18 protein-coding genes are annotated in these 18,582 nt (G+C 71.4%); 6 read left to right on the top strand and 12 right to left on the bottom strand.

Features of this window, described 5'->3' with window-relative positions:
- Nucleotides 1-47 precede the first annotated feature (47 nt).
- From AB0H93_RS16260 to infC, 7 genes are all read right to left on the bottom strand, one after another.
- A complete protein-coding gene (locus AB0H93_RS16260) occupies nucleotides 48-1,565 on the bottom strand; it encodes a helix-turn-helix domain-containing protein (RefSeq protein ID WP_358572955.1) in 1,518 nt (505 codons plus the stop codon).
- A gap of 78 nt (nucleotides 1,566-1,643) precedes the next feature.
- Nucleotides 1,644-4,136 carry a phenylalanine--tRNA ligase subunit beta gene (gene pheT, locus AB0H93_RS16255; protein ID WP_358572953.1) on the bottom strand — a complete coding sequence of 831 codons (2,493 nt, stop codon included), beginning with the start codon at nucleotides 4,134-4,136 and terminating at the stop codon, nucleotides 1,644-1,646.
- Nucleotides 4,137-4,181: 45 nt separating this feature from the next.
- Nucleotides 4,182-5,243: a phenylalanine--tRNA ligase subunit alpha gene (gene pheS / locus AB0H93_RS16250; protein WP_358572951.1), complete on the bottom strand. Its 1,062-nt coding sequence runs from the start codon at nucleotides 5,241-5,243 to the stop codon at nucleotides 4,182-4,184.
- A gap of 249 nt (nucleotides 5,244-5,492) precedes the next feature.
- Complete coding sequence (locus AB0H93_RS16245; RefSeq protein ID WP_358573012.1) at nucleotides 5,493-6,293, bottom strand: RNA methyltransferase; 801 nt, start codon at nucleotides 6,291-6,293, stop codon at nucleotides 5,493-5,495.
- A 47-nt stretch (nucleotides 6,294-6,340) separates the two neighbouring features.
- Nucleotides 6,341-6,709, bottom strand: coding sequence for a 50S ribosomal protein L20 (rplT, locus tag AB0H93_RS16240; RefSeq protein ID WP_093266845.1), 369 nt, complete (start codon nucleotides 6,707-6,709; stop codon nucleotides 6,341-6,343).
- A 98-nt stretch (nucleotides 6,710-6,807) separates the two neighbouring features.
- Entirely contained in the window at nucleotides 6,808-7,002 is a 195-nt protein-coding gene (gene rpmI / locus AB0H93_RS16235; protein ID WP_010313612.1) for a 50S ribosomal protein L35, read from the bottom strand.
- An 83-nt stretch (nucleotides 7,003-7,085) separates the two neighbouring features.
- A complete protein-coding gene (gene infC, locus AB0H93_RS16230) occupies nucleotides 7,086-7,679 on the bottom strand; it encodes a translation initiation factor IF-3 (RefSeq protein ID WP_093266843.1) in 594 nt (197 codons plus the stop codon).
- Nucleotides 7,680-7,974: 295 nt separating this feature from the next.
- Here infC and AB0H93_RS16225 point away from each other — a divergent pair, with 295 nt between their 5' ends.
- On the top strand, nucleotides 7,975-8,304 hold the full coding sequence (locus tag AB0H93_RS16225; RefSeq protein ID WP_132493943.1) for a DUF1844 domain-containing protein: 330 nt from the start codon (nucleotides 7,975-7,977) through the stop codon (nucleotides 8,302-8,304).
- Between the two features lie 2 nt (nucleotides 8,305-8,306).
- On the opposite strand, the gene AB0H93_RS16220 is transcribed toward AB0H93_RS16225, so the two are convergent.
- Both AB0H93_RS16220 and AB0H93_RS16215 read right to left on the bottom strand, forming a co-directional pair.
- Nucleotides 8,307-9,071 (bottom strand): DUF2182 domain-containing protein, encoded by a 765-nt coding sequence (locus AB0H93_RS16220; RefSeq protein ID WP_358572949.1) that lies wholly within the window; start codon nucleotides 9,069-9,071, stop codon nucleotides 8,307-8,309.
- Nucleotides 9,068-9,727 carry a DUF1326 domain-containing protein gene (locus AB0H93_RS16215; RefSeq protein WP_358572947.1) on the bottom strand — a complete coding sequence of 220 codons (660 nt, stop codon included), beginning with the start codon at nucleotides 9,725-9,727 and terminating at the stop codon, nucleotides 9,068-9,070. Before AB0H93_RS16215 ends, AB0H93_RS16220 begins: the two co-directional genes overlap by 4 nt.
- A 383-nt stretch (nucleotides 9,728-10,110) precedes the next feature.
- On the opposite strand from AB0H93_RS16215, the gene AB0H93_RS16210 reads away from it, so the two are divergent.
- Both AB0H93_RS16210 and AB0H93_RS16205 read left to right on the top strand, forming a co-directional pair.
- Nucleotides 10,111-11,115 (top strand): M20/M25/M40 family metallo-hydrolase, encoded by a 1,005-nt coding sequence (locus AB0H93_RS16210; RefSeq protein ID WP_358572945.1) that lies wholly within the window; start codon nucleotides 10,111-10,113, stop codon nucleotides 11,113-11,115.
- On the top strand, nucleotides 11,112-12,386 hold the full coding sequence (locus AB0H93_RS16205; RefSeq protein WP_358572943.1) for an MFS transporter: 1,275 nt from the start codon (nucleotides 11,112-11,114) through the stop codon (nucleotides 12,384-12,386). Before AB0H93_RS16210 ends, AB0H93_RS16205 begins: the two co-directional genes overlap by 4 nt.
- A 53-nt stretch (nucleotides 12,387-12,439) precedes the next feature.
- Here AB0H93_RS16205 and AB0H93_RS16200 read toward each other — a convergent pair whose 3' ends face one another.
- Nucleotides 12,440-13,534 carry an ionic transporter y4hA gene (locus AB0H93_RS16200; RefSeq protein WP_358572941.1) on the bottom strand — a complete coding sequence of 365 codons (1,095 nt, stop codon included), beginning with the start codon at nucleotides 13,532-13,534 and terminating at the stop codon, nucleotides 12,440-12,442.
- 93 nt (nucleotides 13,535-13,627) lie between these two features.
- On the opposite strand from AB0H93_RS16200, the gene AB0H93_RS16195 reads away from it, so the two are divergent.
- Nucleotides 13,628-14,266 carry a LysE family translocator gene (locus tag AB0H93_RS16195; protein WP_358572939.1) on the top strand — a complete coding sequence of 213 codons (639 nt, stop codon included), beginning with the start codon at nucleotides 13,628-13,630 and terminating at the stop codon, nucleotides 14,264-14,266.
- Between the two features lie 45 nt (nucleotides 14,267-14,311).
- On the opposite strand, the gene AB0H93_RS16190 is transcribed toward AB0H93_RS16195, so the two are convergent.
- Together AB0H93_RS16190 and AB0H93_RS16185 are read right to left on the bottom strand one after the other, a co-directional pair.
- Entirely contained in the window at nucleotides 14,312-14,698 is a 387-nt protein-coding gene (locus tag AB0H93_RS16190; protein WP_132493920.1) for a Rid family detoxifying hydrolase, read from the bottom strand.
- Nucleotides 14,698-15,465, bottom strand: coding sequence for an IclR family transcriptional regulator (locus AB0H93_RS16185; protein ID WP_358572936.1), 768 nt, complete (start codon nucleotides 15,463-15,465; stop codon nucleotides 14,698-14,700). The genes AB0H93_RS16190 and AB0H93_RS16185 overlap by 1 nt, the downstream gene beginning before the upstream one ends.
- Before the next feature lie 98 nt (nucleotides 15,466-15,563).
- On the opposite strand from AB0H93_RS16185, the gene AB0H93_RS16180 reads away from it, so the two are divergent.
- Nucleotides 15,564-16,874, top strand: coding sequence for an amino acid deaminase (locus tag AB0H93_RS16180; protein ID WP_358572934.1), 1,311 nt, complete (start codon nucleotides 15,564-15,566; stop codon nucleotides 16,872-16,874).
- Nucleotides 16,875-16,941: 67 nt separating this feature from the next.
- On the top strand, nucleotides 16,942-18,528 hold the full coding sequence (locus tag AB0H93_RS16175; RefSeq protein ID WP_358572932.1) for a D-aminoacylase: 1,587 nt from the start codon (nucleotides 16,942-16,944) through the stop codon (nucleotides 18,526-18,528).
- Nucleotides 18,529-18,582: the final 54 nt, after the last annotated feature.

The raw sequence follows: 18,582 nt of genomic DNA, 5'->3' as shown, positions 1-18,582 counted from the left end.
AGTGTCGGAATCGCACAAATCGCGGCGCCCCGATTGGCCGGAACCGACTACACGGCGAGCGCGATGATCATCGCCAGCCTGGCATCGGGGTCGTCCAGGTCCAGCGGCGTCAGCTCCGCCATCTTCCGCATCCGGTACCGGACGGTGTTCGGGTGGACCTCCAGCCGCGCCGCCGCGGCACCCAGGTCGCCCTGGCATTCCAGCCACGCCCGCAACGTTTCGACGTAGCTCGTGCCGTGCTCCCGGTCGTGGCGGCGGAGCTCGACGACGGGGCCTCGATCCGGCACCCGCCCCGTCGACGCGACGTGCCGCAGCCGCCGCAGCAGGATCTCGTGCCACGCTTCGTCGTAGACCACGGCCGCGACCCGGTCCGCCCGCGTCGCGTGGATCGCCAGGCTCTCGTCCGCTTCTTGCCTGCTGTCCACCAGCTGCGCGGGCTCGGCCGGGCCGCCCACCCCGACGAGGACCGTCGCATCGCCAGCGAGTTCCCGGACCAGCGCCCGCGCCCACTCGCAAGCCGGCTCAGCGTCCTCGTGCGGCAGGATCGTGTAGACGGTGTTCGCGAACAGCGCGCTGCGCCCGGGCCGCGACCAGCCGAAACCGGTCGTCGCCCGCTCGAAGGCGAGCAGCGGCGCGGCCTCCGGCGCGCCACCGGTGTGCACCTGCACCGCCACCACGCGGTACCTCGTGCTGCGCAGGCCGAGGCGACTCAACGCCGCGGCGGGGTCCTCGTGCCCCTCCAGCAGCCCGGTGACCAGGTCGGATTCGACCTGCCGCTCCAGATCCGCGCTGGCCCGGGCGCGGAGCAGGTGCAGCGCCGCGGTGCGCGCGCCGCTGACCAAAGCGGCCTGGTGCGCGGCCGTGAGCGCGTGCTCCGTCACCACCCAGATCGAGCCCAGCAGCTCCTTGCCCGCGCGGACCGCAACGACCGCCCTGCCGTGCAGGGATTCCGGCCCCAGCGGAGCCACGAAGATCGGTTCGTCGGAAGTCTCCAGGTGCCGGAACACGCCGCGCTCGGTCAGCTCCCGCCGGATCTCCGCGGGCACCCGCCGCCCCAGGATCGTGGCCAGCCGGGCCCGGTCGGCGCTGTGCTGGCGGCTGGAGTACGCGAGCACGCCGGAGCGGTGGTCCTCGATCGTCACCGGGCCGCCGACCGAGTCCGCGAGCGCGTCGGCCAGCGCGAACAGGTCCGTCGGGCCCCGGCCCGCCTCGGTTTCGCGACCCTCCAGCACCAGCCCGTAGATCACGGCCGCCAGCTGCCCCCACGACACGGCCGGATCGACGAGCACCACCGTCACGTGCCGGTCGCGGGCCGCCGCGAGCGCCCGCTCGCCGAGTTCGGTGCAGCGCAGCACGACCACTTCGGCGCGGGTGCTCGAGAGCAGATCCGCCGCGCCGTCGGTGTCGACGCCGACGGCGAGCAGGACGTCCTCACCGCCTGGGGCGGGGTCGGCCGGGTCGTGCAGCGCCACCGACCGCAGCTCCGTGGACCTGGATCGCGGGGCGTTGCCCAGCCGGGCCCCGAGACCGCCGAGGACGTTGATCAACCGATCCAGCTTGACCACGGCCGCTCCTCGGGTGACAAGGCCGCAATTTCCATTGAAATCGAATCTTCGATTTCAATGGAAATTGCGGCTGAACAGTCAGGCGCGGAGGCTGGCGCCGAGGCGCTCGGTGGCGGCTCGCACCGCCGCGTCGCGGGCCTCGGTGGCCTCCTCCTGCTTGAGCGTCCGGTCCGAGGCGCGGAAGCGCAGCGCCAGGGCCAGCGACTTCTTGCCTTCGTCGAGCTGCTCACCGGCGTAGACGTCGAACAGCCGCACGTCCTCCAGCAGCTCGCCGCCACCGGCGCGGACCGCGTCGATCACGTCGGCCCCGGCCACGCCCTCGTCCACCACCAGGGCGATGTCCATCAGCACCGGCGGGTACGCCGAGATCTGCGGTGCCGGGCGGCGGTCGGTCAGCGGCAGGGCGTCCAGGTTGAGCTCCATCGCGCAGGTCCGCTTCGGCAGGCCCAGCGCCTCCACGACCTTCGGGTGCAGCTCGCCCGCGTGGCCGACGACGACGTCACCGACCTTCAGCTGCGCGCACCGGCCCGGGTGCCACGGCGCGAGCTCGCCCGCGCGCACCGTCAGCTCCACACCGGCGGCCTCGGCTACGACGCGAGCGGCCTGCACCGCGTCCGCCCAGTTCGCCTCGCGGCCCTTGCCCCACCAGCCGGCGTGCTCGCGGTTGCCGCCCAGCATCACGGCGACGTGCTTCGGCTGCGCCGGCAGCGACGCGTGCAGCGCGGCGATCTCCTCGTCGCTGGGCCGCGACGCCACGCCGACCGAGGGCACCGCGGGCTGGTTCTCCGCGGGCTGCACGACCTGTCCGATGTGGAACAGCGCGAGATCGCGCTGGCCGCGGGAAACGTTGCGCTGCAAGGTTTCCGCCAGCCCGGTCAGCAGCGTCGTGGTCAGCAGCGAACGGTCGCTCTCCAACGCGTTGAGCACCGTCATGGTGCGCCGCCGCGGGTCGTCCTCAGCGAGGCCGAAGTCGTCGAGCGTCGCCTTGCCGACGAACGGGAACGGCAGGACCTCGACGTAGCCCTCACTGGCCAGCGCGCGGGAGACCGCGCGCTCGCGGCGCTGCTCCGCGGTGAGCCCGCGCCCGGCCGGCGCGGCGGGCAGCACCGAGGGGATCGTGTGGTACCCCTCCAGGCGCAGCACTTCCTCGACCAGGTCGTACGGCTGCTTCAGGTCCGGCCGCCACGTCGGCGGGGTCGCGGTGACCACGCCGACGCCCTCGTCGGAGGTGCCGACCTCGATGCGGCAGCCGATCTGGCTCAGCCGCCGGGCGGTCACGCCGCGGTCGTAGTACACCCCGGCGATCTTGTCCGGCAGCGCCAGCGGCATGGTCACCGGCTCGGGCTGCTTCGGCTCGCCGACGTCGGTGCGGCCCGGCGCGATGGTGCCGTCGCCGTAGCGGACCAGCAGCTGCGCGGCCAGCTCGGTGGCCACCGCGGCGATCGCCGGGTCCACCGTCCGCTCGAAGCGCTTGCCCGCCTCGCTGGGCAGCTTGTGCCTGCGGATGGTGCGGGCGATGCTGGCCGGATCCCAGTTCGCCGCCTCCAGCAGCACGTCGTGCGTGTTGTGGCCGATCTCGGTGGACTCGCCACCCATCACGCCGGCCAGCGACACCGGGCCGCTGTCGTCGCAGATCACGATGTCGTCCGGGTCCAACTCGCGGCTCAGTCCGTCCAGGGTGGTCAGCTTCTCGCCCTGCTCGGCGCGGCGCACCACCAGCGCGCCGGTCACCTTCGTGGTGTCGAAGGCATGCAGCGGCTGGCCCAGCTCCAGCATCACGTAGTTGGTGACGTCCACGGCCAGCGAGATGGACCGCATCCCGGCCAGCGCCAGGCGGCGGCGGAGCCACCACGGGCTCGGCGCGGTCGGGTCGACGCCGGTGACCCGGCGCAGCACGAACCGCGAGCAGGCGCTCGGGTCGCGCAGCTCCACCTCGCGCGAGGGCCGGTCGTCGGCCGGGACCGGGCGGGTGCCCGGGTCGCCGAACGGCACGTCGAGCGCGTTGGACAGCTCGCGGGCCAGGCCGCGCACCGAGAAGCAGTAGCCGCGGTCCGGGGTGATGGCCAGCTCGATGATCGAGTCGTCCAGCCCCACCAGCTCGACCGCGTCGTCCCCGGGGTCGGCCGAACCGGGCGGCAGCACCAGGATGCCGTCGTGGTCCTCGCCGATGCCCAGCTCCTTGGCCGAGCAGATCATGCCCTCGCTGACCTTGCCGTAGGTCTTGCGGGAGGTGATCTCGAAGTCGCCGGGCAGCACCGCACCGGGCAGCGCGACCACGACCAGGTCGCCCTCCTGGAAGTTGCGGGCACCGCAGATGACGCCCTGCACCTGCTGCTCGCCGGAGTCGTCCGCGCCGACCTCGACCTGGCAGAACCGGATCGGCTTCTTGAACTCGGTGAGTTCCTCGATCGCGGCGACGCGACCGGCCACGAGCGGGCCGCGCACCTGGGTCAGGTGGACGACCTCTTCGACCTCCAACCCGATCCGGATGAACGCTTCGGCCAGCGTCTCCGCGGTCGTCTCCTCGGGCAGCTCAAGGTGCTCGGCCAGCCAGGAAACCGGAATCCGCACTTGGTCAGGCCTTTCTCTCGTTCAGGTGGGTGGTGTCGGTGGGCATCAGATGCCGAACGGCTGGGTGAACCGGACGTCGCCCTCGACGATGTCGCGCATGTCCGGGATGCCGTTGCGGAACTGCAGCGTGCGCTCCAGCCCCATGCCGAACGCGAAGCCCGTGTAGACGTCGGGGTCGACGCCGCAGGCGCGCAGCACGTTCGGGTTGACCATGCCGCAGCCGCCCCACTCGACCCAGCCGGCGCCGCCCTTCTTCTCCGGGAACCACACGTCCATCTCCGCCGACGGCTCGGTGAACGGGAAGAACGACGGCCGCAACCGGGTCTTGGAGTCCGGGCCGAACATCGCCCGGGCGAACGCGTCCAAGGTGCCCTTGAGGTGCGCCATCGTCAGGCCCTTGTCCACCGCCAGGCCCTCGACCTGCGAGAACACCGGGGTGTGGGTGGTGTCCAGCTCGTCGGTGCGGAAGGTGCGGCCGGGGCACACCACGTACACCGGCAGGTCCCGCTCCAGCAGCGAGCGGATCTGCGACGGCGAGGTGTGGGTGCGCAGCACCAGCCCGGAGTTCTCCGGACCGACGTAGAAGGTGTCCTGCATGGTGCGGGCCGGGTGGTCCTTGCCGAAGTTCAACGCGTCGAAGTTGAACCACTCGGTCTCCAGCTCGGGACCCTCGGCGACCTCCCAGCCCATCGCCACGAAGGTGTCCTCGACCTGCTCGGCGAGCTGCGTGATCGGGTGCCGCGCGCCAGCCGGAACGCGGTCCCAGGGCAGCGTGACGTCGACCGTCTCCTCGCGCAGCACCCGCTCGTCGCGCTCGGCCTGCAGGGCGGCGCGGCGCTCGTCGAATGCGCCCTGGATCGCCTCGCGGGCCTGGTTGACGCGCTTGCCGGCCTCCGATCGCGCCTTCGGCGGCAGCGCGCCGATCTCCCGGCGCGCGGTCAGCAGCGGCGAACGGTCCCCGAGATGCGCGGGCTTGACGGCCGCCAGCGCATCGAGGTCGGTGGTCGCGGCGAAGGCTTTGCTGGCCTCGACCACCGCGCGGTCCAGCGTCTCCGGCGACAGCGCGGCGACCTCTTTCGGGTCGTACGGGTCGTTGGCTCCAGACATCGTTAGTGCGTGACTCCCGTTGATCCGACAGGCATCAGTGCCCGATTCCCGGACCGGTGGCCCGGGGGCGGCGAACCTGCTCGTTGGCATACGACTCAAGCCGCAACCTGACCCCTGGATTCTATGCGACGGCCCCAACCGCTTTTCGCGGAGATCCGGTGCCGACACGCGGTCCCGGACCCGGCCGGTTCGCGATTTCACGCGAAATCGTCAACTTCCCCGAAGCGCGGACGGGGAAATCGCCGGGCTTCACCGGTGCTGGGCGCGGGCCGAGGCGTAGAGGCAGACCGCCGCGGCGGTGGCCAGGTTCAGGCTTTCGGCGCGCCCGTACAGCGGCACCCGCAGCGTGGTGTCCAGCTCGGACTTCACCTCGTCCGGCAGGCCGTGGGCCTCGCTGCCGAACACCCACGCCGTGGGCTCGGCGAGCTCGCCGTCGCGGTCGGCCGTGTCGAGGTCGCCCGAGGCGTAGCCGTCGGCGCCGACCAGCCGGAGCCCGGCCGCACGGCAGGCGGCGAGCACGGCGGAGACGTCGCGGTCCCGCGCGACCGGCAGGTGGAAGAGGCTGCCGGTGGACGCCCGCACCGCCTTGCCGTTGTAGGCGTCGACGGTGTCGCCGGCGAACAGCACTGCACCGGCACCGGCCGCGTCCGCGACCCGGACCACCGTGCCGGCGTTGCCCGGGTCTGCCACGCCGACCAGCACCGCGACCAGGTTCGGGCGTTCGGCGAGCGCGTCGGACAGCGCGGTGTCCGGCAGGTCGCAGACCGCGATCAGGCCCTGCGGGGTCACGGTCTCCGACAGCGACGCAGCGGCGCGCTCGGTGACCAGGTGCACCGGCACCGACTCGGCGCGCGCCCGGTCGAGGAACTCGGCGTGCCGGGACTGCTCGGTGGCGAACACGTCGCGCACCCGCAGCACCCCGGCGGCGTGCGCGGTCAGCGCCTCGCCGACCGCCTGGGCGCCTTCCGCGAGGAACGCGCCGGCCTTCTCCCGGCCGGCGCGGCGGGTGAGCTTGCGAGCGACCGCGACCCGGGTCGATCGCTCCGTCAGCGGAGTCGTCGTCCCGGGTCGCGGTGCAGCGGAGGGGCCTTCGGTGATCAGGCCGCACTCTCCGGCAGGTTCTTGCGCGCAACCTCGACCAGCGCGGCGAACGCCTGCGGGTCGTTGACCGCGAGCTCGGCCAGGATCTTCCGGTCGACCTCGACCTCGGCGGCCTTCAGGCCCTGCACGAACCGGTTGTAGCTCAGGCCGTGCTGCCGGGTCGCGGCGTTGATGCGGGTGATCCACAGCTTCCGGAAGTCACCCTTGCGGGCCCGCCGGTCGCGGTAGGCGTAGGTCATCGAGTGGAGCATCTGCTCCTTGGCCTTGCGGTACAGCCGGGAGCGCTGACCGCGGTAACCACGGGCCGACTCGAGAATGGTGCGGCGCTTCTTCTGGGCGTTGACTGCCCGCTTGACGCGTGCCACGGGGTCCGTCCTGTCATCTCATCGGGGGCGGGGAACCGCCCGTGCGGGTTGCTGGAACTGCGTTGCTGACCTGCTGCCGGGGAGCAGCGGGTCGGGGTTCAGCGACCCAGCAGTCGGTTGATGCGCTTGACGTCGGCCTTGGCCACCGCTTCGGTGCCCTCGAGCCGGCGGGTGACACGGCTGGACTTCTTCTCCAGGATGTGCCGACGACCGGCCTGCTCGCGCCGCAGCTTGCCCGTGCCGGTCACCTTGAAGCGCTTCGAGGTGCCCTTGTGGGTCTTGTTCTTCGGCATCTTCTCGTCCTCGTTTCGTACTGATGCCGGGCGGGGGCGCGGACTGCGTCCCGGCCCGGCGTCACATCACGAGCCCTGCGGACTTACGCGTTCGCCTTGGGCTTGGTCTTGTTCGTCTTGTGCGGCGCGAGAACCATGATCATGTTTCGGCCGTCCTGCTTCGGGTTGGCCTCGATGAATCCGAGTTCGGAAACGTCGTCGGCCAGTCGCTGCAGCAGGCGGAAGCCCAACTCGGGACGCGACTGCTCACGACCACGGAACATGATCGTCACCTTGACCTTGTGACCCTGGTTGAGGAAGCGGGTCACGTGGCCCTTCTTCGTCTCGTAGTCGTGCGGGTCGATCTTCGGCCGGAGCTTCTGCTCCTTGATGACGGTCTGCTGCTGGTTGCGACGCGATTCGCGAGCCTTCTGCGCGCTCTCGTACTTGAACTTGCCGTAGTCCATGAGCTTGCAGACCGGCGGGCGCGCCTGCGGGGCGACCTCGACAAGGTCCAGATCCGCTTCCTGGGCAAGCCGGAGCGCGTCCTCGATTCGGACGATCCCGACCTGTTCACCGTTGGGTCCGACCAAGCGGACCTCCGGAACCCGGATGCGGTCGTTGATGCGCGTCTCGGAGCTGATGGGCCCTCCTCGGTTCGATGGCTTAGTAACTGCACCGCGGCGCGTAGAGCTCACCCCGGAATGCAGAGGTCCCGCCGGCTGCCGCTTCCGCGGGCCGCGGGACCCTGACTCCAAACCGATCGAACCGGTACCGCAATACCGTTCGTGCCACCGATGGCTCTCGCCATCGACAGGACCGGAACCCGGAAGCCTGTGGCGGCTACTCGGGTGGGAGCGGGACTCCACTTTGCCGCCCCCGCCTTCGCGGGGGCTGGTCGTGCGTGTCAGGGTAGCAGGCGTGACCGAACCGCAGCCAACCCCGTCCCCGAACGCGTCCGACCTGCCAGGTGAGCCGGTACCCGACGCGGACATGGAATTCAACGTCCGCGAGCTCGCGGATGTTCCCAGCGTCGAGGTGATCAGCCGGGCGGCGGTCATGCTGATGTCCGCGGCCGCGGAGAAGCTCGGGCTGGCCGCCGAGGACCCGGACACCGCGGCGGAGCGCGACCTGGACGAGGCGCGTCGGCTGATCACGGCGCTGGCCGGGCTGGTCACCGCCTCCGTCGAATACCTGGGGCCGCACGCGGGCCCGGTCCGCGACGGGCTGCAGACGCTGCAGCGCGCGTTCCGCGAGGCGTCCACCCACCCGGACGCCCCCGGTCAGGGCCCGGGCGAGAAGTACACCGGCCCGGTGTACTGAGCTCACCGGACGAGCAGGAAGACGCCGAGGCCGATCGCGGCCACGCCCAGCGCGAAGCCGATGGCCTCGCCGCGCGGGGCCGCTTTCTCCAGCGCGATCAGCGCGGCCAGGACCGCCATCCACACGAGGTTCATGGCGCCCGCGGCGAGCAGCACGACGGTCAGCGCCCAGCAGCAGCCCAGGCAGTACCCGCCGTGGCGCATGCCCACCCACAGCGCGCCCGCGCGGCTGCGCAGGGCGGTGTCGCCGTGGCGCACCAGCAGGGCCAGCGGCGAGCGGCAGCGGGCCAGGCACCAGCGCTTCAGCGGCGTGACCTGGTACGCGCCCGCGCAGATGAGCACGGCCGCGCCGACCCGCACCGACGCCTCCTCGCCCCGCATCGCGATCGCGTCGAACCCCCGCAGGACGGCGTAGGCGGGCACCCCGGTGGCGCTCCAGACGACCAGGTAGCCCGCCGTCAGGGCGGCGACGGTGCCGCGGCGGGCGTGGCGCGCCGCGGCCAGCCGGCGCACGCCGATGGTGAACGGCGTGCTGGCGGGCAGCATCATCGCCGCCATCATCACCGGCCAGATCAGCAGGAACAGCGGCATGGCGGACATCGCCGGCGCGCCGGTGAGGATTCCCGCGCTCATGTCGGGCATCGCCGCGAGGCCGGTGATCAGCCAGGCCGTCCCGGCGAGCGCGAGCAGTGCGGCCGCCAGCGCGAGCTCCGCGCGCGACCAGGTGCGCGGGGCCGGGATGCCGCGCCGGGCGGCGGCGCGGGTCATGCCGCGTCCGGTCCCGTCCAGTCGAACGGGATGAGCTTGCTGGAATTGCCCACGCGCTCCCAGCTGAAGCCGTACGCGTCGGCCCGGTCGGACGTCGCCCTCCCCCAGGTCGCCGGCGGCTGACCGGGGCCGACCTCCGCGCCGGGCAGGTTGTGCACCTGGACGCGAGCGCCTTCGGCGCTGGTGGGGCCGGTGAGCGCGGTGACGACGGCCTCCGCGCAGCCGGGGATCCGCACCCGCCAGGAGGACAGGTCGTCGGCGATGGCGACCTCGATCGGGCTCGTCTCCGCGGCCACGATCTCCGGCCCGAACAGCTCGCCGAACTGCTGCGGCCAGCCGCCGGCCCGACCGGTGAAGATCGTCCGGAGCGCGGCGTACTGCGCCTCGCCGGCGCGTTCGTCGAAGAACACCGCGGCGCGGGCGTCGTGGTGCTCCCGGGTCCAGATGTTGCCGGTGAAGGACGCGAGCATCGCGACGTTGAGGCCGCCGAGATCCAGGTCGCCGTAGTTGCCGGCGCGGATGTGCCAGAGGAGGACGCCGTCGCAATCGCCGTAGGTCGGCGGCTGGGCGAACGAGCAGGGGCACGGGATCGCGCACTTGCAGGCGTCGAACCAGACGCCCGCCAGGTGCCATTGCGCAACTCCGGGCGCGTTCATGTCGATCCCCCGAGGCGCGTCGGTGGTGGTCCGCCGCCAGCATCCGTGATCCGCATCCCCATCGGCACGGCCGAAAGACCCGCGCGGTGGCGCGTATTGCACCCGGCGCAATGCACAGTGGACCGCATTGCATTTCGCGCAATGCACAGTGGACGGTAAATACCCGAAATCCTTGCACTGCCGCAAGATCTTGACCACCGCCCGTCACTGACTTAGCGTTTGTTCGCTCCACACAACAAAAGATTCCAGGGGTGAACGTGGCCGATCCGGTCGAGTTACTCGCGAACCTCGTTCGCATTCCAAGCATCAATCCGCGAGAGCGCGCTGAACCGGCCGAAACCGAGCTCGCCGAGAACATCGCTCAGTGGGCGTCCGAACACGGAATGCAGTCGCACACCGAAGAAGTCCTCGACGGGCGACGGAACGTGATCGTCACGCTACCCGGCGACGACGACCGCCCGCTGCTGCTCGAATCCCATTTGGACACCGTCGAAACCGACGGCATGACGATCGACCCGTTCGACCCGGTGGTGCGCGACGGGCGGCTGTACGGGCGCGGGGCGTGCGACGCGAAGGCGCCGCTGGCGGTCTTCCTGACCGCGATGGCGCGGCTGGCCGAACGCGGGCCGAGGCCCCGGACGGTGGTGCTGGCGGGCGTCGTCGACGAGGAGCACCTGTACCGCGGCGTGACCGCGCTGCGCGCCAGCGGCCTGCCCACCCCGGTCGGCGCGATCATCGGCGAGCCCACCGAGCTGCGAATGGTGGTGGCGCACAAGGGATGCATGCGCTGCCGCATCGAGGCGCACGGCGAAGGCGGGCACAGCTCGCAGCCGTGGGACAAGACCAACGCCATCGAGGTCGCCGCCGACGTGGTGCGCTACCTGCAGCGCGAACACGCCCCGCGGCTGGCGGCGCTGGCCCGCCCGCTGGTCGGCCCGCCGTCGCTCGCGGTCACGCTGATCGAGGGCGGGCAGGGGCCGAACGTCCTGCCGGACAGCTGCGTGCTGACCATCGACCGGCGGACCGTCGGCGGCGAGGACCCGCACGAGGTGTGGGCCGCGCTGCGCGCCGAGCTCGCCGACCGCTGGCCGGTGACGGTGCACGAGCCGCACATCGTCGACTACTCGCTGGACAGCGACCCGGCCGATCCGTTCGTCCGCACCGTGGCCGGGAGCCTGCGCGAATCCGGGCTGGACGCGGCGCCGCTGGGCGTCGGTTACGGCACCGACGCGAGCAAGATCGCCCTGGACGGGGTGCCCGCCGTGGTGTTCGGGCCGGGCTCGATCGCCTGCGCGCACACCGCCGACGAGTCCGTTCCGCTCGACGAGGTCCGCACCGCGGTCGACGTCGTCGAACGCGTCCTGCGCACCGGAGGTGCCCCGGCATGACGACCACCGCAACGACCACGACCCCGACCCGCCGGCGCTTCGGCGTGCTGGCCGCGGACTTCATGATCCTCGGCCTGAACTACGCCGACCGGGCCGCGTTCGGCATCGCCGGGCCGCTGATCATCGCCGAGTTCGGCTTCTCCAACGCCGCGTTCGGCTGGCTGGCCAGCATCTTCGCGCTCGCCTACTCGCCGTTCGGGTTCATCGGCGGCTGGCTGGCCGACCGGTTCGGGCCGCGCAACGTGATGGGCTGGGCGGTGATCGCCTGGTCGGCGTTCACCGCGCTGACCGCCGCCGGCGTCGGCTTCGTCAGCCTGCTGATCATCCGGTTCCTCTTCGGCGCCGGCGAGGGTCCACAAGCGACGGTCACCGCGAAGCTGATGCACAGCTGGTTCCCGAAGCGGGAACTGGGCACCGCGCTCGGCATCGCCAACGCGGCGACGCCGCTGGGCGGCGCGATCGCCACGCCGGTCGTGGTCGGCATCATGCACGCCACCCAGGGCAACTGGCGGATCCCGTTCCTGGTCTTCGGCGCGCTGGGCGTGCTGGCCGCGGTCGGCTGGTTCGCCGTCGTCCGCGACTCCCCCGAGGAGCACCCGAAGGTCAACGCCGCCGAGCTGCAGGCGATCCGCGGCGGCCAGGCGGCCGTGAGCGTCGAGGAGCAGGCCGACGCACCCGGCTTCTGGCGCTGCGTGGGCAAGCCCGCGGTGTGGGCGACCGCGATCGCGTACTTCGGCTACGCGTGGATCCTGTGGACGTTCGTGTCCTGGTTCCCGAACTACCTCGTGCAGGAGCGGGGCATCGACCTGGACGAGCTGGCGATCTCCGGGGCGATCCCGTGGGTCGGCGGCTGCATCGGGCTGATCGTCGGCGGGGTGGCCACGGACTGGCTCGTCCGGCGGGTCGGCGACTCGGCCGCCCCGCGCCGCTGGATGGTGATCGTCTGCCTGACCGCGACCGCGCTGCTGTTCGCCCTGGTGTCGACGCTGACGAGCACGTTCGCCGCGGTGCTGGTGATGACCGTCGTGGTGTTCCTGCTGTACCTCACCGGCGCCCAGTACTGGATCATCGTGGGCGAAGCGGTGCCGGCGTCGCGCTACGGCGCCGTCTCGGGCGCGGTGCAGATGTTCGCGACGTCCGCGTCGATCTTCGCGCCGCTGGTGACCGGCTACCTCGCCGACTCGGCGTGGGGTTGGGGCGGGGTGTTCGTGGTGGCGGGCGCGATCACCATCATCGGGCCGGTCCTCCTGCTGTTCGCCGGCCGCCGCTGACCGGGCAACGAACGAAGGGCACCTCCCGCGCGGGAGGTGCCCTTCGTTCGTTGCTACGGGTTGATGGCCAGGAAGAGGAACGCCGCCAGCAGCGCCAGGTGGACGCAGCCCTGGAGTCGGGTGGCGCGACCCGGGACGACCGTGAGGACGCTGACGATGACGGTCAGGGTGAACAGCACCAGCTGGGTTCCGCCCAGGCCGAGGTGCAGCGGGCCGTCCAGCCAGATCGTGGCGAGCGCGATCACCGGGATGGTCAGGCCGATGCTGGCGATCGCCGAGCCGTAGCCGAGGTTGAGGCTGATCTGCATCCGCCGGCGGCGGGCGGCGCGCACCGCCGCGATCGTCTCCGGCAGCAGCACCAGCATCGCGATCACCACGCCGACGAAGGACTGCGGGAAACCGATCGCGTCGACCGCGGCTTCGATCGCCGGGGATTCCAGCTTCGACAGCCCGACGACGGCGACCAGCGCGATCAGCAGCAGCACGATGCTCACCACGGTCTGGCGGCCGGTCGGCGGCGGCGCGTGGTCGTCCTCCGGAGCGACGGTGCCCTCGTCGGTGACCGGCAGGAAGAAGTCGCGGTGCCGGACGGTCTGGGTGAACACGAAGGTCGCGTACAGCACGATCGACGCGACCGCGGCGAAGACCAGCTGCGACGACGAGTACTCCGGCCCCGGCACCGTGGTGGTGAAGGTCGGGAACACCAGGCTCAGCGCGCCCAACGTCGCCACCGTCGCCAGCTCCGCGCCGGTGCCTTCGGCGTTGAAGCTCGTCACGCCGTAGCGCAGGGCGCCCACCAGCAGGGACAGCCCGACGATGCCGTTGGTGGTGATCATGATCGCGGCGAAGATCGTGTCCCGGGCCAGCGTCACGGTCTCCGGCCCGCCGGAGACCATCAGCGTGACGATCAGCCCGACCTCGATGACCGTGACGGCGACCGCCAGGACCAGCGAGCCGAACGGTTCGCCCACCTTGTGCGCGATGACCTCGGCGTGGTGCACGGCGGTGAGCACGGCCCCCGCGAGCAGGACCGCGAGGACGATCACCATGCCTATGCCGAGTCCTTTGCCGGGCCAGGCGATGGCCAGCGCGACGATCGCGAGCACCGGTACCAGCACGTTCCAGGACAACATCGAACGCAGCGACATGTGTCCACAGTAGATCGCGCCCCGCTCGGAACGGTGGAACTCACTGGCGTCCGGCGCGGCGGCTTGCCAGGCTGTCCGAGGAGGTGTGTCGAAATGGTTTCCGTCGATCGGTTGCTGGTGTTCGCCGCGATGTCCTTGGTGATCATCGCGGTACCGGGGCCGAGTGTGTTGTTCGTAGTCGGCCGGGCACTGGCGCACGGCAGGCGCACCGCGCTGACCAGCGTCATCGGCAATGCCATCGGGTGCTACCTGGTCGCCATCGCGGTCGCGCTCGGCGTCGGTGCGGTGGTGGCGCAGTCGATCGCGGTGTTCACCGCGATCAAGGTCGCGGGCGCGGTGTACCTGGTCTACCTGGGCATCAAGGCGCTGCGCAGCAGTCGCCCGCTGGCGGCGCAGCTGCCCGAGCAGGCGCCGGCCTTCGGCGGCCTGCGAACGCTGCGGGAGGGCGTGGTGGTGGGGGTGGCGAACCCGAAGACGTTCATCTTCTTCACGGCGGTGGTCCCGCAGTTCGTCGATCCCGCGCTGGGCCACGTCCCGGTGCAGATGCTGCTGCTCGCCCTGATCCCGATCGGCATCGCGCTGGTCTCGGACAGCGCCTGGGGCCTGTTCGCGGCCACGGCCCGCAATTGGCTCGCCAGCGCCCCGCGCCGCCTGGCGATGGTCCAGAAGGCGGGCGGCTTCGCCATGATCGGCCTCGGTCTCTCCGTCGCCGTCACCGGCCGCAAGGAATGAGCGAAGGGCGCCTCCTGCCTGGAGGCGCCCTTCAGATCGAGACGATCAGTCCAGCACCGCGAGGGCGTCGATCTCGACGAGGAGCCCGGCGGGGAGGCCGACGTAGACCGTCGTGCGGGCCGGGAACGGCTCGCCGACGACGCGGGCGTAGGTCTCGTTCATCTCCGCGAACTGCGAGACATCCGTCAGGTACACCCGCAGCATCAGCACGTCCTCCAGGGAGCCGCCCTCGGCCTCCAGGATCGCGATGATGTTGCGCAGGCACTGCTCGGTCTGCTCGGGGACGCCGCCCTCGACCACCTTGCCGGTCGCCGGGTCCACGGCGGTCTGGCCCGAGACCTGCAGGATGTTGCCCTTGCGGACGCCCTGCGACAGCGGGATGCTCGCCGGCGGCTTGGGGGCTTTGTCAGTGCTGACCACGGTCCTGGCCATCAGACTTCCTTTCCTTTCGGGTTCTTGCGCTGCCACCCCAGCTCGGCGGAAACCTCGCCGGCGGCGCGCAGCACGTCGTCGACGAGACCGAGCAGTCCGTCGAAGTCCAGCAATACCTTGGGAACCGAGAGCGACACGGCGGCGACGGCCTCGCCGCGGTGGTTGCGGATCGGCGCCCCGACGCAGTGGATGAAGTCCTCGTGCTCGCTGCGGTCCACCGCGTAGCCCTGGGCCCGCACCCGGTCCAGCTCGGTCAGGAACCGGTCGGCCGAGTCGATCGTGTTGGCAGTCATCTTCGGGTACTTGAGCTGCTCGGCGAACCGGCGGCGCTGCTGCGTCGGCCAGTCGGCCAGCAGGGCCTTGCCCACGGCCGTGCAGTGCACCGGCGCGCGGCGGCCGATGCGGGAGTACATCCTGACGGGGTGTCGGCTGTCCACCTTGTCGATGTAGACGACCTGGTCGTCTTCGAGGGTCGCCAGGTGCACCGTGTGCCCGCTGATCTCCCCCAGCTCGACCAGGTGGCGGCGGGCGACGGTGCGCACGTCGAGGTCTTCCAGCGCTTGGTGGGCCAGGTCGAACAGGGCGCTGCCGAGGCGGTAGTGGTGCACGTCCTCGCGGCGCACGAAGCGGCCCGATTCGAGGGTGCGCAACAGGCGCATGGCGGTGGATTTGTGCACGCCCAGGCGCTGCGCGAGCTGGTCGAGCGTTTGCGGGCCGGCGGCGAGTGCGGTCAGCACGGTCAGACCGCGTTCCAGGCTCTGGCTCACCGACCACTCCGTCCGTTGACGTGCTGCGCCGCTGATGGTACATACCTACCCGGCATTTTACGCAACCGGCGTTGCAGTCTACGCAATAGGAGGCCTTCGTGTCGACACGGGGGATCAACACCGCAGCGGTGCGCGCGCTGCACGACGAGCGCATCGACTGGCGTTTCAAGGGCATGCCGTCCGATGCGTTCGGCAGCACCGTCGGCGAGTTCCTCGCGCAGCGCCCGAAGTTGCACGAGGCAGGCTTCGTCGGCCCGCTGCTGGTGCTCGATGATGCGGCCTTGCGGCACAACCTGCAGACCATGGCGGACTGGTGCGCCCAGCACGGCCTGCAGCTCGCGCCGCACGGCAAGACGACGATGGCCCCGCAGCTCTTCGAACTGCAGCTGGCGAACGGCTCGTGGGGCATCACCGCGGCGAACCTCAGCCAGCTGCGGGTCTACCGGGCGTTCGGCGTGGAGCGGATCATGCTCGCCAACCAGCTGCTGGATGCCAGCGGCCTGGCGTGGCTGGCCGACGAGCTGGACGCCCACCCCGAGTTCGAGTTCAGCTGCTTCGTGGACTCGGTGCGCGGCGCGCAGCTGATGGCCGAGGCGCTGGCCCGGCACGGCGCGTCTCGGCAGGTCGACGTGCTGGTCGAGCTGGGCAGCGACGGCGCCCGGACCGGCGCGCGCACGATCGCGGAAGCGCGCGAGATCGCCGACCTCGTGCTGGAGAACCCGATGCTGCGGCTCGTCGGCGTCGGCGGCTACGAAGGCGCGCTCGGCCACGACATCAGCGAGCAGTCGCTGTCCGCAGTGGACGGATACATGCGCCGATTGCGGGAGCTCGTCGCGGAACTCGCTGAGGCAGGCCACTTCTCAGGACTGGACGAGGTGATCGTCACCTGCGGCGGCAGCGCCTACTTCGACCAGGTCGCCGAGGCGTTCACCGAGCCGTGGCCCGCCGGGCTGCCGGTGGTGCCGGTGCTGCGCAGCGGCGGATACCTGCTGCACGACGACGGCTTCTACCGGGTCCGCTCGCCGTTCGGCCGCGAGCACCGGCTGACGGGCGAGGAGCGGCCGTTCCACCCCGCGATGCGGGTGTGGGCGCAGGTCACCTCGCGGCCGGAGGAAGGCCTGGCGCTGCTGACCATGGGCCGCCGGGACGTGTCCTTCGACCAGGACCTGCCCGAACCTCAGGTGATCCGCGGTGCGGACGGCGAGATCCGGGAGCTGGCCGCCGGTTCGTGCGAGGTGACGTCGCTGGCCGACCAGCACGCGTTCCTGACCGTGCGCGGCGCCGACCTGCAGATCGGCGACTGGATCGGCTTCGGGTTGTCGCACCCCTGCACGGTGTTCGACAAGTGGACCCTGATCCCGGTCGTCGACGGCGACACCGTGATCGACCTGGTGCGCACGTTCTTCTAGGACGACCGCGCGATCGCACGCACCTCCGGGTGCGACGAGGACCGAACCACCTCCGAAGGGTTCCATTATGGACATCGTGGTCCACGGGGCTCGGGTCGTCGACGGAGACGGCGGCCCGGGTTACCTCGCCGACGTCGGGATCGAACGCGGGCGGATCGCCGAGATCGCCGGGCCGGGGCGGTTGAGCGGCAAGCGCTCGATCGACGCCGACGGCCTGGTGCTCGCGCCCGGCTTCATCGACATGCACGCGCACTCGGACCTGCAGATCCTGGCCGCGCCCGACCACACCGCGAAGGTGTCGCAGGGCGTGACGCTGGAGGTCATCGGGCAGGACGGGTTGTCCTACGCGCCCGTGGACGACGCCACGCTGGCCACCGTGCGCGCCCAGATCGCGGGCTGGAACGACGACCCGCCGGGATTCGACTGGAACTGGCGCAGCGTCGCCGAATACCTCGACCGGCTCGACACCGGCATCGCCGCCAACGCCGCGTACCTGGTGCCGCAGGGCACGCTGCGGCTGCTGTGCGTCGGCTACGACGACCGCGCGGCCACCGACGCCGAACTCGACCGGATGCGCGAGGTCCTGGCGCGATCGCTGGACGAGGGCGCCTTCGGCATGTCCTCGGGGCTGACCTACACGCCCGGGATGTACGCCGACACCGGCGAGCTCGCCGCGCTCTGCGAGGTGGTCGCGGCCCGCGGCGGGTTCTACAGCCCGCACCACCGCAGCTACGGCGCCGGCGCGCTGGCCGCGTACGCCGAGATGATCGAGATCAGCAGGTCCACCGGCTGCCCGCTGCACCTCGCGCACGCCACCATGAACTTCAGCGTCAACAAGGGCAGGGCCGCCGACCTGCTGTCCATGTTGGACGAAGCGCTCGCCGGGGGCTGCGACATCAGCCTCGACACCTACCCCTACCTGCCGGGCAGCACCTCGCTGCACGCGCTGCTGCCCAGCTGGGCGATGGAGGGCGGCGTGGCGGCGACCCTGGAGCGGCTGCGGGATCCGGCGCAGCGGGCCAGGATTCGCGTCGTCTTGGAGGACGAGGGCTCCGACGGCTGCCACGGCGTCCCGGTCGAGTGGGACACCATCGAGATCAACGGCGTCCGCCGGGCCGACAACGCGCACCTGGTGGGGCGCACCGTCGCCGAATCCGCCCGCGCGGCCGGGCAGCAGCCGACCGAGTTCTACTTCGACGTGCTGGTGTCGGAGGAACTCGGCAGTTCGTGCCTGATGCACGTCGGCCACGAGGAGAACGTGCAGGCCATCATGCGCCACCGGGTGCACACCGGCGGCAGCGACGGGCTGCTGGTCGGGGCCCGCCCCCATCCGCGCGCGTGGGGCACCTTCCCCCGCTACCTGGGGCATTACGTGCGCGAGCTCGGGGTGCTGGGGCTGGAGGAATGCGTCCAGCACCTGACCGCCCGCGCGGCCGACCGGCTCGGCCTGACCGACCGGGGCCGGGTCCGCGAGGGATTCGCGGCGGACCTGGTGCTGTTCGACCCGGAAACCGTCGCCGACAAGGCGACTTTCGACGAGCCCCGCCAGCAGGCGGCCGGCATCCCCTACGTCCTGGTCAACGGCGTGCCGGTGATCGACGAAGGCCACCGCACCGACGCCCTACCGGGCCACGCACTGCGCAAGCCCGCCTGAAAATGGATCTCCGGACTCATTTTGCGTGGCGGTGCGGGTAGCGGAACCTCAGGC

The sequence above is a fragment of the Saccharopolyspora sp. NPDC050642 genome (assembly GCF_040654735.1).
GTDB classification, from domain to species: domain Bacteria; phylum Actinomycetota; class Actinomycetes; order Mycobacteriales; family Pseudonocardiaceae; genus Saccharopolyspora; species Saccharopolyspora elongata.
Note: the sequence above shows the minus strand (reverse complement) of the source record. Positions and strands in the feature narration are given on the sequence as shown.